This window comes from Stutzerimonas stutzeri (genome assembly GCF_024448715.1).
Taxonomy (GTDB): Bacteria; Pseudomonadota; Gammaproteobacteria; order Pseudomonadales; family Pseudomonadaceae; genus Stutzerimonas; species Stutzerimonas stutzeri_AR.
Window position 1 is genome coordinate 217,956 of sequence record NZ_JAMOHZ010000003.1, and the last position, 14,092, is coordinate 232,047.

The 14,092-nt window shown below is 60.1% G+C and carries 15 protein-coding genes; 9 read left to right on the forward strand and 6 right to left on the reverse strand.

The genetic code is table 11. The annotated features are described in order from the left end of the window. Nucleotides 1–2: 2 nt before the first annotated feature. From NAV33_RS07760 to NAV33_RS07780, 5 genes are all read right to left on the reverse strand, one after another. Nucleotides 3–425: a hypothetical protein gene (locus NAV33_RS07760; protein ID WP_255979298.1), complete on the reverse strand. Its 423-nt coding sequence runs from the start codon at nucleotides 423–425 to the stop codon at nucleotides 3–5. 137 nt (nucleotides 426–562) lie between these two features. Beyond that, nucleotides 563–1,708 carry a CynX/NimT family MFS transporter gene (locus tag NAV33_RS07765; RefSeq protein ID WP_255979300.1) on the reverse strand — a complete coding sequence of 382 codons (1,146 nt, stop codon included), beginning with the start codon at nucleotides 1,706–1,708 and terminating at the stop codon, nucleotides 563–565. Between the two features lie 303 nt (nucleotides 1,709–2,011). After that, entirely contained in the window at nucleotides 2,012–2,818 is an 807-nt protein-coding gene (locus tag NAV33_RS07770) for an SDR family oxidoreductase (protein WP_255978606.1), read from the reverse strand. A gap of 202 nt (nucleotides 2,819–3,020) precedes the next feature. Next, a complete protein-coding gene (locus tag NAV33_RS07775; RefSeq protein ID WP_255978608.1) occupies nucleotides 3,021–4,676 on the reverse strand; it encodes a cation acetate symporter in 1,656 nt (551 codons plus the stop codon). Then, entirely contained in the window at nucleotides 4,676–4,990 is a 315-nt protein-coding gene (locus tag NAV33_RS07780; RefSeq protein ID WP_255978611.1) for a DUF485 domain-containing protein, read from the reverse strand. The genes NAV33_RS07775 and NAV33_RS07780 overlap by 1 nt, the downstream gene beginning before the upstream one ends. A gap of 257 nt (nucleotides 4,991–5,247) precedes the next feature. On the opposite strand from NAV33_RS07780, the gene NAV33_RS07785 reads away from it, so the two are divergent. The 4 genes from NAV33_RS07785 to NAV33_RS07800 all read left to right on the forward strand — a co-directional run bounded on the left by NAV33_RS07785 (nucleotide 5,248) and on the right by NAV33_RS07800 (nucleotide 8,808). Then, entirely contained in the window at nucleotides 5,248–5,472 is a 225-nt protein-coding gene (locus NAV33_RS07785) for a DUF2061 domain-containing protein (RefSeq protein WP_255978614.1), read from the forward strand. Between the two features lie 341 nt (nucleotides 5,473–5,813). Then, entirely contained in the window at nucleotides 5,814–7,106 is a 1,293-nt protein-coding gene (locus NAV33_RS07790; protein WP_423836652.1) for a serine/threonine protein kinase, read from the forward strand. A gap of 7 nt (nucleotides 7,107–7,113) precedes the next feature. Further along, nucleotides 7,114–7,869 (forward strand): MlaA family lipoprotein, encoded by a 756-nt coding sequence (locus NAV33_RS07795; protein ID WP_255979304.1) that lies wholly within the window; start codon nucleotides 7,114–7,116, stop codon nucleotides 7,867–7,869. Nucleotides 7,870–7,962: 93 nt separating this feature from the next. Beyond that, the gene (locus NAV33_RS07800) at nucleotides 7,963–8,808 is read left to right on the forward strand and encodes a pirin family protein (protein ID WP_255978616.1); all 846 of its coding nucleotides are present in this window, start codon (nucleotides 7,963–7,965) and stop codon (nucleotides 8,806–8,808) included. Here the strand turns inward: NAV33_RS07800 and NAV33_RS07805 are convergent. Further along, nucleotides 8,798–9,748 (reverse strand): lipid A biosynthesis lauroyl acyltransferase, encoded by a 951-nt coding sequence (locus tag NAV33_RS07805; RefSeq protein ID WP_255978619.1) that lies wholly within the window; start codon nucleotides 9,746–9,748, stop codon nucleotides 8,798–8,800. The genes NAV33_RS07800 and NAV33_RS07805 overlap by 11 nt on opposite strands. 160 nt (nucleotides 9,749–9,908) lie before the next feature. Here NAV33_RS07805 and minC point away from each other — a divergent pair, with 160 nt between their 5' ends. From minC to NAV33_RS07830, 5 genes are all read left to right on the forward strand, one after another. Further along, a complete protein-coding gene (gene minC, locus NAV33_RS07810; RefSeq protein WP_255978622.1) occupies nucleotides 9,909–10,640 on the forward strand; it encodes a septum site-determining protein MinC in 732 nt (243 codons plus the stop codon). A gap of 92 nt (nucleotides 10,641–10,732) precedes the next feature. After that, nucleotides 10,733–11,548: a septum site-determining protein MinD gene (gene minD, locus NAV33_RS07815; RefSeq protein WP_255978625.1), complete on the forward strand. Its 816-nt coding sequence runs from the start codon at nucleotides 10,733–10,735 to the stop codon at nucleotides 11,546–11,548. Beyond that, the gene (gene minE, locus NAV33_RS07820; protein WP_019341568.1) at nucleotides 11,545–11,802 is read left to right on the forward strand and encodes a cell division topological specificity factor MinE; all 258 of its coding nucleotides are present in this window, start codon (nucleotides 11,545–11,547) and stop codon (nucleotides 11,800–11,802) included. The genes minD and minE overlap by 4 nt, the downstream gene beginning before the upstream one ends. Before the next feature lie 200 nt (nucleotides 11,803–12,002). Further along, the gene (locus NAV33_RS07825; protein WP_255978628.1) at nucleotides 12,003–12,638 is read left to right on the forward strand and encodes an RluA family pseudouridine synthase; all 636 of its coding nucleotides are present in this window, start codon (nucleotides 12,003–12,005) and stop codon (nucleotides 12,636–12,638) included. Between the two features lie 132 nt (nucleotides 12,639–12,770). After that, on the forward strand, nucleotides 12,771–14,060 hold the full coding sequence (locus NAV33_RS07830; RefSeq protein WP_255978630.1) for a M18 family aminopeptidase: 1,290 nt from the start codon (nucleotides 12,771–12,773) through the stop codon (nucleotides 14,058–14,060). The last annotated feature ends 32 nt before the right edge of the window (nucleotides 14,061–14,092 follow it).

The following is a 14,092-nucleotide window of genomic DNA, read 5'->3' on the forward strand; positions in this document are numbered from 1 at the left end:
CCTCAGCCCAGCACGCCACCGTCGCGCTCCCACGCGCAACGCATGCGCAGATCGCGCTGGTGGGGGCTGTGCGAGCCGCTTTCGGTTTCCCAGCGGAAGGTATGGATGCCGTTGAGTTCGGTCTCGAGATGCACCACTGCGCTGGTCCAGTAGAGTTCATCGAGCAACGCCTCGAAATTGCGTACCCACAGCGCCCACTCGTATTCCACGGCGCGATAGCTGGCGCCGAAATGGATCACCTGCGTCTGATACACGCCCTCGTCCGCGCAGCAGGAAAACATTTCCCGGCCGATGAAGGGCCAGCCCTCCCCTTGCGGCAGGCCGTCCAGTGCACGGCGGTTGACCGCGCGGCGCAGCCGGCACTGCTCTGCGTCGGTTGATGGCCAGTCACGGATGCTGCCGTAGACAATGGATTCCGGCTCCACAGGGTCACTCACTCCAGGCGAAAGCCCAACATGTTCAAACAATTACGCGCTGCGTTCCAGCACCCGGTGCCGACATGGCCACCTTCGTGCTGCGCAGTAGTGACGCAGGCCACACCGCGCAACTGTAGTCAGTCTCTTCAGGCGGCAGTAGCGGCAGCCAGATCGTGCCGCGGAGCCAGGCGCAAGGCAAGGATCGACATTACCGCCGACATGATCGCCAACACCAGGAAGGGCCAGCGGTAATCACCAGCTATGTCCCGCCCCAGCCCGGTCAGCACCGGCGTGAAGCAGGCCAGGCAATAGCCGGTACAGAGCATCATGGCGGTCAGGCGACTCACCGCCAGCGGCGTGCTTGCTTCATACATCGGCAGCACCAGCGACATGGAAAAAGTGCCGTTCAGGGCCACGCCCAACAGCATGCAGACCACTAGTGGTTGGAGCTGCGGAACCCAGGCGATCACCAACAAGCAAACCGTCGCCAATACGCCACAACAGGCCATCAACAGATGCCGCTTGCCGAAGCGCTGGGCCAACCAGGGCATAGCGAAAGCGCTCGGCAAACCGATCAACATGAAGCCACTGAAAAATGCATTGCTTTGCAGCAAGCTGAAACCGGCCTCGTGGTAGCGCGCCACCAACCAGGTGGCCAGGGCGTAGAACAAACCGGCCTGCAGCGCGAAGTAGATACTGACCAGCCAGGCGCGCGGCTCGCCCCAAGGCAATCCGGCGCGATGCTCGACGGCCGCTTCCGGCTGATTCGGCAACCGCCACCAGATTGCCAGCGCCAGCACGGCCGGGATGGCCCAGAGCGCCAACCCCCAGGTCCAGCGTTGGTCCAGCAACTCCGTCGCCGGTGCGGTCAGCACCACGCCGATGGTGCCGCCCACCGCCATGCTCAGCGAATAGAACGCGGCGGTCTTGCCCATACGCTCCAGGAAGTGGCGCTTGATGAAGCCCGACAGCAGCGGCCCGGCGATGGCGATACCGGCACCGACCATGGCCGCGGTACCAATTAACACCACAGCATTATCGCCAAACAGGCGCAGGGTCAGCGCCACGCCGATCAAACCGAGGCACATCGCGATGGTCCGTTCCAGGCCGAACCGCACTGCCAGGCGAGGCGCCAGCGGTGCCAGCAAGCCCATCAGCAGCACTGGCAAGGCCGTGGTCAGGCTGATCAGTCCGCGGCTGAGGTCGAGCGCTTCGGCGATGCGCTCGATCAGGGGCGCAAAGGACGTGATGCCGGGACGAAGATTGATGGCGGCAAGCACCAAGGCCAGCATGAGCAGCCAGCGGGATGGGTTTTTCACTGTTAATCCATGAGGTTAGGAGCGGAGCGGACTGGCAACCCTACTCCCGCCCCCCTGCTCGGGCAAGCCTAGGGTCTGTTGCCGTTTCGTCGCTAGCCGCGTTGCTGCGTTTCTCGTCGCTTATTTGGAACGACCAAACTTCGCTTCTTGTGCGATCTCCATGGATGGAGTGAATGCCGCAAGCCCGCCGGGAGCGGGCGCGGCCTTGCCTCGCGAAAAAACAGGCTCCGGCGCGGCCGCGAACGAAACGGCAACAGACCCTAATCGACTCACCAGTCAGGTTTTGCTCTTGCTGCGCTTCTTCTGCGCCAGCGCGGCCATCTCATCGTAGATTGCCTGCGGGTTTTGCTGTTTGATTTTCCAGGCCATGCGCCCCTCTTCGTGAGGCAGGATCATGAACACACCTTCGGCAACCTGACGGTACATGTAGTCAGCGATGTCGGCGGCGGTAATCGGTGACGCTTCGAGCAACTTGCTGATCTGCGCCTTCATGTTCGGCGTCGGGCCCCGGTAGGAGTCCATCAGGTTGGTCTGGAAGAATGAGGGACAGACCACGTGGACGCCGACGTCCTGCTGCTTCAACTCAACCAGCAAACTCTCGGACAGCGCCACCACACCGGCCTTGGCCACGTTGTAGTTGCTCATCCCCGGCGCCTGCATCAGCGCCGCCATGGACGCGATATTGATGATTTTGCCCTGACTCTTCTGAACCAGTGGCAGGAAGGCCTTGCATCCCTTGACCACGCCCATCAGGTTGATTGCAATCTGCCAATCCCAGTCTTCCAGCGACAGCTCTTCGAAGAAGCCTCCAGATGCGACACCGGCGTTGTTCACCACCACGTCGATACCGCCGAGCTTGGTCTCGCAGGCTTGAGCCAACGCCGTCAGTTGGCTGTAGTCGCGCACGTCGCAGCGCTGGGTAAAGCCATCGCCACCCGCTTCACGAACCATTTTCAAGGTTTCGGCCAGGCCGGCCTCATTTACATCGGAAAGCGCCAGTTGCCAACCTTCACGCGCCCAGCGCAAGGCAATCTCGCGACCCAGACCGGAACCGGCGCCAGTGACCATCATGCGGTTTTGCATCGTTTGTAACCTTTTGTTCGTTGGGTTGCACCGAGTCTAGCGAAAGCGGACGCCGGCTCCGGCCTCTATCGAAATGCTGAATGACAGGCATGTTCCGCACCCGATTGACGCTACCGACATTCAGCCCAGAGCGTCTTCGCCAGTGCCGAAAACGACGAAAGGCAGCCCGCAGGCTGCCTTTCGTTCGATGCTCGACCCGCTATCAGTGGGCTACTGCGCCACTGGAACCCAGGCCGGTTTGGGAGCGGACGAACTGCGCGAAGAAACGCTCGCGTTCGAGACCCGCCGCCTTGGACTTGTCGGTGACCGAGAAGAACCAGATCCCCACGAACGCGACGATCATCGAGAACAGCGCTGGATACTTATAGGGGAAGATCGCCTCGGCATAACCGAACACGTCGACCCATACGGTCGGGCTGATGATGGTCAGGATCAGCGCAGTAGCCAAGCCCAGCGAGCCACCGATCAGCGCACCGCGAGTGCTCAGGCCTTTCCAGTACATGGAAAGGAACAGCACCGGGAAGTTGCAGCTGGCCGCGATGGAGAACGCCAGGCCCACCATGAACGCGATGTTCTGCTTCTCGAAGATGATGCCCAGCAGGATCGCGACGACGCCCAGAGTCAGCGTGGTGATCTTGGTGACGCGCATCTCTTCCGCTTCCTTGGCCTTGCCCTTCTTGATCACGCAGGCGTAAAGGTCATGGGAAACCGCCGAGGCGCCCGCCAGGGTCAGGCCAGCCACCACCGCTAGGATGGTTGCGAAGGCCACCGCGGAGATGAAGCCGAGGAACAGGTTGCCGCCAACGGCGTTGGCCAGGTGGATGGCAACCATATTGGTGCCGCCAACGATGGCGCCCGCTGCGTCCTTGAATTCCGGATTGGTGCTGACCAGCAGGATCGCGCCGAAGCCGATGATGAACGTCAGGATGTAGAAGTAGCCGATGAAGCCGGTGGCGTAGAACACGCTTTTGCGCGCTTCCTTGGCATCGGCAACGGTAAAGAAGCGCATCAGGATGTGCGGCAGACCCGCGGTGCCGAACATCAACGCCAGACCGAGAGAGATTGCGGAGATCGGGTCGGAAACCAGGCCGCCAGGGCTCATGATCGCAGCGCCTTTCTCATGGATGTTCACCGCTTCGGCGAACAGGCTGCCGAAGTCGAAGTTGACCGCCTTCATCACCATGATTGCCATGAAACTGGCACCGGACAGCAGCAGAACCGCTTTGATGATCTGCACCCAGGTCGTTGCCAGCATGCCGCCGAACAGCACGTACATGACCATCAGCACGCCAACCAGAACCACCGCGACGTAGTAGTCGAGGCCGAACAGCAACTGAATCAGCTTGCCGGCGCCAACCATCTGCGCGATCAGGTAGAAGGCCACCACGATCAGGGAGCCGAATGCAGACAGAATGCGAATCTGGGTCTGGCCGAGGCGATAGGACGCCACGTCCGAGAAGGTGAACTTGCCCAGGTTACGCAGGCGTTCGGCCATCAGAAACAGGATGATCGGCCAGCCGACCAGGAATCCGATTGAGTAGATCAAACCATCGTAGCCACTGGTGTAAACCAGCGCAGAAATACCCAAGAAGGACGCCGCGGACATGAAGTCGCCGGCAATCGCCAGACCGTTCTGAAAACCTGTGATGCTGCCACCAGCGGTGTAGTAGTCGGAGGTGGACGTGTTGCGCTTGGCCGCCCACTTGGTGATACCCATGGTGAACACGATGAACGCAACGAACATGGCGATCGCCGTGTAGTTGATCGCCTGCTTCTGCACGTCGCCGGTCAGGGCGTCGGCGAACAACACGGGCGAGGCAGCCAGCAGAGCGGCTGCCATCAATAGACGCACAATCATTATTGCTGAGCCTCGTTGAGGATTTCCTGGTTGATACGATCGAACTCGCCATTGGCGCGCTGGACGTAAACGCCCGTGAGAATGAACGCCATGAAGATCACACCGACGCCCACCGGGATGCCCCAGGTGGTGACTGTATTGGCGGCAAGCGGAACACCGAGAATCGCGGGTTCGAACGCGATCACAAGAATGAAGGCGAGGTAGACACCGAGCATGACGGCCGACAGCAGCCATGCGAAACGGTTGCGCTTTGTGACCAGTTCCTGGAAGCGCGGATTGGCATAGATCTGCCGGTAGATATTTTCGTTATTCAATTGACTGTCTCCACACGATCTCCGCCCACTGATGAGGGCAGGTGGCTACTTTAGAGCCCGACAGAGCGAACACCACTCGACCATAGTCTGGTTTTTCTTTTGCGAAACAGCCGGAATAGACGCATCTAGCAGCATTGCGAGTCGGCATAGAACACGCCTATGCCGGCCATCAAACGCGACGATTTCTCACCGCAGCATGGCGGGGCCAGACTTCACAACAACAGAGAACAATTCTCGATTACTGCTCGGAGCCGCCCATGACCAAGACCATAACCTTCACCTTGATGCACTTCTGCATCGCCTTTTCGGTGACCTATGCCTTGACTGGAAGCCTCGCTGCGGGTGGTCTGGTAGCAGCGATCGAACCGCTCTGCAATTCGGTGGGCTTCTATTTTCACGAGAAGATCTGGCAGCGCCTGGATAAGCGTCAGCGCGCGCGCGGCGCAATTCCCGCCCATGCCTGGCTGCATCATCAGGCCTGATTCGGTTCGCAGCGGCGGCAAATAGGACGCGGCTTGGGTAGATGCGCCCTAGCCTTCCAGCTTCGTTAATCGCTACGGTCTCAGTCGTAGCGCACCGTGAACAGGCTTTTTGCCATCTCGGCTGGCACTCAGCGCAACCAGACGGCTTAATTGTGGTCAATGATGGGCGCGCTTGCGCCGAGCGTGCTATCGCAAGGGCTCAATGACCAGAACGCTGATGGCGTCGCCCGAAGCCTGCCACGCCAAGATTCGGCGACGACTACAACCCGTACAATCAGCGGCTGAACCCGAAGCATCCCGAGCTTTTCGACCACTCAAAGCCGTCACCGGAGAAACCCTTCATGCGATTGCTGATGTGCCTGACCGCGTTGCTCACGCTGGTCGTAATGCCTGCCCACGCTGCGGATATCAGCATCGAGGAGTATGGCTACCCGTTGAGCAACCCATTCGAAGCGACGATCGCCACGACTCCCACCGCGTTGCGCGCCGACGTACCCAGCGATGACGACATCGATCAGGCGGACTACAGCCTGCGGTTGCGCCCCGAACGCGAATTCATCCTGCCGGAAAACTTCTGGGCAGTTACGCGGCTGACCTACCGCTTGGCTCGGCAACCCGGCCCTGCCCCGCTGATGTTCATCATTTCCGGCACTGGTGCGAGCTACGCGTCGGCAAAAACCGAGTCGCTGAAGCGATTGTTTTACGGGGCTGGCTACCACGTGGTACAGCTGTCCTCGCCGACCAGCTTCGACTTCATCGCCGCCGCCTCGCGCTACGCCACCCCAGGCTACAGCCCTGGCGATGCCAAGGACCTGTATCGAGTAATGCAGGCGGTCCGGGCGCAGCAGCATGACCTGCCGGTAACCGAATTCAATCTCACCGGCTACAGCCTCGGCGCGCTCAATGCAGCTTTCGTCAGCAAACTCGACGAGACCCGACAGAGCTTCAACTTCAAGCGGGTGCTGATGCTCAACCCGCCGGTGAACCTCTACACCTCCATCAACAATCTCGACAAGCTGGTGCAGACCCAGGTCGAGGCGATCGACAGCACAACCACCTTTTATGAGGTCATTCTGGAAAAGCTCACGCGCTACTACCGTGAGAAAGGTGCGATCAACCTCGATGAGGCCATGCTATTCGACTTCCAGCAATCGGCCCTGCGACTGACCGACGAGCAAATGGCGATGCTGATCGGCTCGGTGTTCCGCTTTTCCGCTGCCGACATTGTCTTCACTTCCGATCTGATCAACCGACGCGGACTGATCGTGCCACCCGAGTACCCGATCGACGAGGGCACCAGCCTCGAGCCGTTCTTTCGCAGTGCGCTGCTCTGTGACTTCGATTGCTACATCACCGAACAGCTCATCCCCATGTGGCGCGCTCAGCAGGACGGCGGGAGCCTGGCACAGCTAATAGACCAGGTCAGCCTTTACGCACTGGAAGATTACCTGCGTACGAGCCCGAAGATCGCTGTCATGCACAACGCTGACGACATCATCCTCGGCGCCGGCGATCTCGGCTTCCTGCGACGGACATTCGGCGACCGCATGACGCTCTACCCACGAGGAGGCCATTGCGGCAACCTCAATTACCGGGTCAACGCCCAAGACATGCTGGAGTTCTTCCGTGGTTAGACGTCAACTGCTTGCACTGCTGTTACTGGCTAGCGGCATCGCCCATGCCCAGACGCCAATTGCCGATGAGGACGGTTTCACCCATCCGCTGCGCAATTTGGAGTTCAACCCGGGGCTGGACCAGCACGAGTTCGAGCGCGCCACCTTCGACGCCCTGAACATCTATGATCCCTGGGAGTCGCTGAACCGGCGCATGTATTACTTCAACTATCGCCTGGATCAGTGGGTGATGCTGCCGGTGGTCCGCGGCTACCGTTATGTCACCCCGCGTATCGTGCGCACCGGCGTGAGCAACTTTTTCGACAACCTCGGCGAGATACCGACGCTGTTCAACAGCGTTGCGCAACTCAAGGGCGAGCGAGCGATGAGTACCACGGCGCGGTTGCTGTTCAACACGATCCTCGGCGTAGGCGGCATCTGGGACCCGGCCACGTTGATGGGGCTCCCACGTTACAACGAGGACTTCGGCCAGACATTAGGCTTTTATGGCGTCCCGCACGGGCCCTATCTGATTCTTCCGGCGCTTGGCCCGTCGAATCTGCGGGACACCGCCGGGCAGGTAGCAGATTTCGGAATCGAGCAGCAGGTCGACTATTTCAACTACGCCGAGGCCAGCGGCGGCGAGTTCGGCCTTACCGCGCTGCGGCTGATCGACATCCGTCACACCACGAATCTTCGCTATGGCCAGCTCAACTCGCCCTTCGAGTACGAAAAAGTCCGCTACGTCTACACTCGGGCGCGGGAGCTGCAAATCGAGGAGTAATCGAATGCTTCGATTGGAAGCACAGGAATTTCGCATCTTTCGATCGGCTAGTGAGAGGTAATCTTCGCTCAATCAGCAGCGGAGTGACCTGTCATGCCCATACGTGAAATTCTCGCCATCAGCACCGGCCGCGCCACCTCTGACGGCGCCGGTGTAAGCCTGACCCGCCTGTTCGGCGGCGCCACGCCGGAGCGGTTCGATCCCTTTCTGATGCTCGACGAGTTCGGCTCGGACAACCCGGATGAGTACATCGCTGGCTTCCCGCCGCACCCGCACCGCGGCTTCGAAACGATCACCTACATGATCGAGGGCCGCATGCGCCACGAAGACCACCTGGGCAATGTCGGCTTGCTCGAAAGCGGCGGCGTGCAATGGATGACTGCGGCGCGCGGGGTGGTTCACAGTGAAATGCCGCAGCAGGAACGCGGCGTGATGCGTGGCTTTCAGCTGTGGCTGAACCTACCGGCGAAAAGCAAGATGAGCGACCCGGACTACCGGGACTTCGCGCCTGCGGAAATACCTCATGTCAGGCTGTCGAGCGGCGTCGAAGCGGTGATCATCGCTGGGCGATTCCAGGCCGAAGGCATCGAGCAGCCAGGCGCAGTGCAACGACCAGACACCGACCCGCAGCTGTTCGATTTGCACATGCCTGCCGGCGCTCGCATAAGCCCGAGAATTGCCGATGGGCATCGGCTGATGCTTTATGTGTTCGAGGGCGAAATTTCGGTTGCTGGGCAAAGCATTGCCAGGAATCAGCTGGCCAGGCTGTCCGAGCAGGGCGAGCTGGAGCTGACAACCGGCCAGGGGGCTCGTGTGCTGCTTCTGGCAGGCCATCCCATAGGCGAGCCGATCGTCCAGTACGGTCCCTTCGTGATGAACAGCCGGGAGGAGATCGAACAGGCCTTGCGCGATTTCCGCGACGGCATTCTTACGGAGTGATGGGCTTTTTCGGCAGCTTACGGTAAAGACTCGGCTCACCCACCGGGCGCGTCTTGAAGCGGCGGTGAGCCCAAAGGTATTGTTCAGGACGTTGCCGAACCGCGTCTTCGACCCACTCGTTGATGCGTCGGCAGTCGGCTTCCTCGCTTTCACCGGGGAAATCAGCCAGCGGCGGATGAATCACCAATCTGTAGCCGGAGCCATCGCCAAGGCGCTCCTGCGTATACGGAACGACACGCGCCTTGCCGAGGCGGGCAAACTTGGTAGTAGCCGTCACGGTTGCTGCATTAATGCCGAACCAGGGGACGAAAAGGCTTTGCTTGCGTCCGTAATCCTGATCCGGCGCATACCAGATAGCCCGACCGGCACGCAGTACCTTGAGCATCGCCCGTACGTCTTCACGTTCGATGGCGCTGGCATCTAGATTGTGCCGCTCGCGCCCGCGTCGCTGGACGAAGTCGAACACCGCATTGTTGTGCTCGCGATACATGCCGTCGATGGTGTGACGCTGACTCAACAAGGCTGCGCCGATTTCCAGCGTGGTGAAATGCAGCGCCATAAGGATTACGCCCTGCCCCTCGGCCTGCGCCTGCTGCAGATGCTCCAGACCCTCGATTTGCGCCAATCGCTGCAAGCGCGCCTTTGGCCACCACCAGCTCATGGCCATTTCAAAAAAGGCGATACCGGTCGAGGCGAAGTTCTCGCGCAACAGCCGCTCGCGCTCTTTCTCGTTCATCTCGGGGAAACACAATTGCAGGTTGCGCCGCGCAATATGTCGACGCGAACGGGCAACACGATACATCAGCGCACCGAGGCCGCGCCCAAGTAGCAGCAATGCCCGATAAGGCAGCTGGACCACCAGCCACAACAAACCCAGGCCCAGCCAAAGCAGCCAGAAACGTGGATGAAGAAAGGATGTGTGAAAACGAGGACGATCCATCAGCAAGCTCGAACCGGTAAAAGCGCGCATTCTAGCGATAAATCGCCTACGCATGCGGCTGCGTCTCGATGCACGGCATCCGTCCGATCAGGCTGACGGCACTTGCAGGCCGCGGCTTGCCCCGCTATAAGTCCTCGCCATTTACCGCAGCAGGCAGACCATGAGCCAAGCCGATCTTTCCGACCAAGCCCCCGTATTCCAGCTCAAGGGCAGCATGCTGGCCATCACCATACTGGAACTGGCACAGAACGACCTGGAGCGTCTCGATCGGCAGCTCGCCGTGAAGGTCGAACAAGCACCGGACTTTTTCAACAACACGCCGTTGGTGCTCGCGCTGGACAAGCTTCCGGCCAACTGCGATCTCGATCTTCCCGCGCTCATCGCTCTCTGCCGCAAGCACGGCCTGCGTACTCTGGCGCTACGTGCCGGCGACCCGCAGATCATCGCAGCAGCAGGCGCGCTTGATCTACCCGTATTACCGCCGTCTGGAGCCAAGGAACGCAAGCTGGACATCTCCAGCAAGGCCGCTGCGCAACCGGCCAAGCCCGCCGAACCGGCCTACCGGCCTACTCGCGTCGTCACCACGCCGATCCGCGGCGGCCAACAGGTCTATGCCCAGGGCGGCGATCTGGTCGTACTTGCCGCTGTCAGCCCAGGCGCGGAACTTCTCGCCGATGGAAACATCCATGTCTACGGTCCGTTGCGCGGGCGCGCCCTCGCCGGCATCAAGGGCGACACCAACGCGCGAATATTCTGCCAGCAGCTCGCCGCCGAGATGGTCTCCATCGCCGGTCAGTACAAGGTCGCAGAAGACCTGCGGCGCGATCCTTTATGGACCGAAGCAGTACAGATGAAGCTATCTGGCGACGTGTTGAACATCACCCGCCTTTAACGGATACTTCCGCGAATTTTCAAGCACCAAAACGGGCTTACCGTGAGCCGAATCGGCTACGGTCCCGATTTCCATATTTAGGGTGAATCACCTTGGCCAAGATCCTCGTAGTCACTTCCGGCAAAGGTGGCGTCGGTAAAACCACTACCAGCGCCGCCATCGGTACCGGCCTCGCCCTGCGCGGCCACAAGACCGTCATCGTCGACTTCGACGTTGGCCTGCGTAACCTGGACCTGATCATGGGTTGCGAGCGCCGTGTGGTGTATGACTTCGTCAACGTCATTCAGGGCGACGCCACCCTCACCCAGGCCCTGATCAAAGACAAGCGTCTCGAGAACCTTTATGTACTGGCCGCCAGCCAGACTCGTGACAAGGACGCTCTGACACTCGAAGGCGTCGGCAAGGTAATCGACGAGCTGGCCAAAACCTTCGAGTTCGTCATTTGCGACTCCCCTGCCGGTATCGAGAAAGGTGCACACCTGGCGATGTATTTCGCCGATGAAGCCATCGTCGTGACCAACCCCGAAGTGTCCTCGGTTCGCGATTCGGATCGTATGCTCGGTCTGCTGGCGAGCAAGTCCCGCCGCGCTGAAAACGGTGAAGATTCGATCAAGGAACATCTGCTACTGACCCGCTACAACCCTGAACGGGTAGTCAAAGGCGAAATGCTCGGCGTCGAGGATGTCGAAGAAATCCTGTCTATCCGCCTGCTGGGCGTTATCCCTGAGTCCCAAGCTGTACTCAAGGCATCCAACCAGGGTGTACCGGTCATCCTCGATGACCAGAGCGACGCCGGCCAGGCCTATAGCGACGCCGTCGACCGACTGCTGGGCAAGGATGTGGATCATCGCTTCCTTGACGTGAAGAAGCAGGGCTTCCTGCAACGCCTGTTTGGAGGCCGCGAATGAACCTCCTCGACTTCTTTCGTGAACGCAAGAAGAAGGAAACGCCTGCCAACATCGCCAAGGAACGCCTGCAGATCATCGTCGCCCATGAGCGCGGCCAGCGTACACAGCCGGATTACCTACCAGCCCTGCAGAAGGAACTGGTCGAGGTGATTCGCAAGTACGTCAACATCGACAGCGATCAGGTTCAGGTCGCCCTGGAAGATCAGGGCAGCTGTTCGATCCTCGAGCTGAACATTACGCTGCCGGATCGTTAAAAATCTGTCTGTATCTGCTGCGCGTCGGCCCTGCTGCGTTAAAAACAGGCTCGGAATGCTCATTTACAACAGTAAACTCCGCTTCCTCGCCTGTTTTTGCCTTGCAGGGCTCTAGCTCGCGAGATCCAAAACAGATTTTCAGTAACACTTCTGGCGGAAGGCGACCCACGGGTCGCCGTCTTTGTTAATCGGAAATGCAGATGCCGCTGAGCAACATCCAGATCGTCTATCAGGACGTCGCCCTGCTGGTGATCAACAAGCCCACCCTGCTCCTCTCCGTCCCCGGCCGCGCCGATGACAACAAGGATTGCCTGGTTACCCGATTGCAGGAGAACGGCTACCCGGAAGCTCGTACCGTCCATCGTCTGGACTGGGAAACCTCCGGCCTGATCGTACTAGCGCGCGACGCGGACACTCATCGCGAGCTGTCACGACAGTTCCATGATCGCGAGACGGAAAAGGCCTACACCGCGCTGTGCTGGGGCGAGCCGGAACAGGACACTGGAAGCATCGACCTGCCGCTGCGCTACGATCCGCCGACCAAACCGCGGCACGTCGTAGACCATGAGCTGGGTAGGCACGCACTGACTTACTGGCGCGTACTCGAACGCTGCGGTCATTACAGTCAAGTCGAATTGACACCGATCACCGGACGCTCGCATCAGCTGCGCGTGCATATGCTATCGATCGGTCATCCGCTGCTCGGCGACCGCCTCTATGCACACGAACAAGCGTTGGCCGCACATGATCGGTTATGCCTGCACGCCAGCATGCTCGCTCTGACCCACCCGCAAACGGGCGTGCGTTTACGCTTCGATTGCCCGGCACCCTTCTAGGAAGCCGCTGAGGCTGGAGGCTGAACAAAAGGCAGCCCACATCTTCGTTGCCTGATGCGTTCTGCGCAGTCCCTAGCCTCCTGAGGCTTCCCAATACGATAAACTCCGAGACATTGCCGTCTGGAGCCAATCATGCGCGAAGAACTCAACCAGGGTCTGATCGATTACCTCAAGGCCTCTCCCACACCGTTTCATGCCACTCGTAGTCTCGCCCGCAATTTGCAGGCAGCCGGGTACGAGGCGCTGGACGAAAGCGAGACGTGGCACACCGAGCCTGGCGGTCGTTATTACGTCACCCGTAACGACTCCGCGATCATTGCTTTCCAGCTTGGCAGCAAGTCGGTTATCGAGCATGGGATGCGCCTGGTTGGCGCCCACACGGACAGTCCCTGCTTGCGGGTCAAGCCGCAGCCGGAACTGCAGCGCCAAGGGTTTTGGCAGCTGGGCGTGGAAGTCTATGGCGGCGCGCTACTGGCGCCCTGGTTCGACCGCGATCTGTCATTGGCCGGGCGCGTCACCTACAGTCGCGACGGTCGGATCGAAAGCCAGCTGATCGATTTCAAGCTACCGATCGCCGTAATCCCGAGTCTCGCCATTCACCTCAACCGCGAAGCCAACCAGGGCTGGGCGATCAATCCGCAGAACGAGCTACCGCCTATATTGGCGCAGATCGCCAGCGAGGAAAGCCCGGATTTCCGGGCGTTACTGGCCGACCAGCTCAGCCGCGAACACGGCCTGGTCGCCGACGTGGTGCTGGATTTCGAGTTGAGTTTCTACGACACCCAGTCCGCCGCGGTCATCGGCCTCAACGGTGAGTTTATTGCCGGTGCCCGACTGGACAACCTATTGTCATGCTTCGCTGGGCTGCAAGCGCTGTTGCGAGCTAGCTCGGAGGAAACCTGCGTACTGGTCTGCACCGATCACGAGGAAGTGGGTTCCTCCTCGATGTGCGGTGCGGACGGGCCTTTCCTGGAGCAGGTGCTACGTCGCGTGTTGCCCGAAGGCGAAGCATTTCAGCGCAGCATCAACCGCTCACTGCTGATTTCAGCCGATAACGCGCATGCGGTGCACCCCAACTACATCGACAAGCATGACGGCAACCACGGGCCAAAACTCAACGCCGGTCCAGTGATCAAGGTCAACAGCAATCAGCGTTACGCCACCAGCAGCGAAACCGCCGGTTTCTTCCGCCATCTCTGCCTGGAGAACGAGGTATCGGTACAAAGCTTCGTCACCCGTAGCGACATGGGTTGCGGCTCAACCATCGGCCCCATTACGGCCAGCCAGCTTGGCGTGCGGACCGTGGATATTGGCCTGCCGACCTTTGGCATGCATTCCATTCGTGAGCTAGCTGGCAGTCAGGACCTGGCGCACTTGGTGAAGGTACTCAGCGCATTCTATTCGAGCGCAGAGCTCCCTTGATCGCAGCACATCCAGGCGCGTAATACGCGCCT

Coding starts and splice junctions, on each gene's coding strand:
- NAV33_RS07800 (WP_255978616.1), top strand. CDS start 7,963: ATGCCCATACGTGAAATTCTCGCCATCAGCACCGGCCGCGCCACCTCT.
- NAV33_RS07775 (WP_255978608.1), bottom strand. CDS start 4,676: ATGATTGTGCGTCTATTGATGGCAGCCGCTCTGCTGGCTGCCTCGCCC.
- minC (WP_255978622.1), top strand. CDS start 9,909: ATGAGCCAAGCCGATCTTTCCGACCAAGCCCCCGTATTCCAGCTCAAG.
- minE (WP_019341568.1), top strand. CDS start 11,545: ATGAACCTCCTCGACTTCTTTCGTGAACGCAAGAAGAAGGAAACGCCT.
- NAV33_RS07830 (WP_255978630.1), top strand. CDS start 12,771: ATGCGCGAAGAACTCAACCAGGGTCTGATCGATTACCTCAAGGCCTCT.
- NAV33_RS07825 (WP_255978628.1), top strand. CDS start 12,003: ATGCCGCTGAGCAACATCCAGATCGTCTATCAGGACGTCGCCCTGCTG.
- NAV33_RS07765 (WP_255979300.1), bottom strand. CDS start 1,708: ATGCTGGCCTTGGTGCTTGCCGCCATCAATCTTCGTCCCGGCATCACG.
- NAV33_RS07770 (WP_255978606.1), bottom strand. CDS start 2,818: ATGCAAAACCGCATGATGGTCACTGGCGCCGGTTCCGGTCTGGGTCGC.
- NAV33_RS07805 (WP_255978619.1), bottom strand. CDS start 9,748: ATGGATCGTCCTCGTTTTCACACATCCTTTCTTCATCCACGTTTCTGG.
- NAV33_RS07790 (WP_423836652.1), top strand. CDS start 5,814: ATGCGATTGCTGATGTGCCTGACCGCGTTGCTCACGCTGGTCGTAATG.
- NAV33_RS07785 (WP_255978614.1), top strand. CDS start 5,248: ATGACCAAGACCATAACCTTCACCTTGATGCACTTCTGCATCGCCTTT.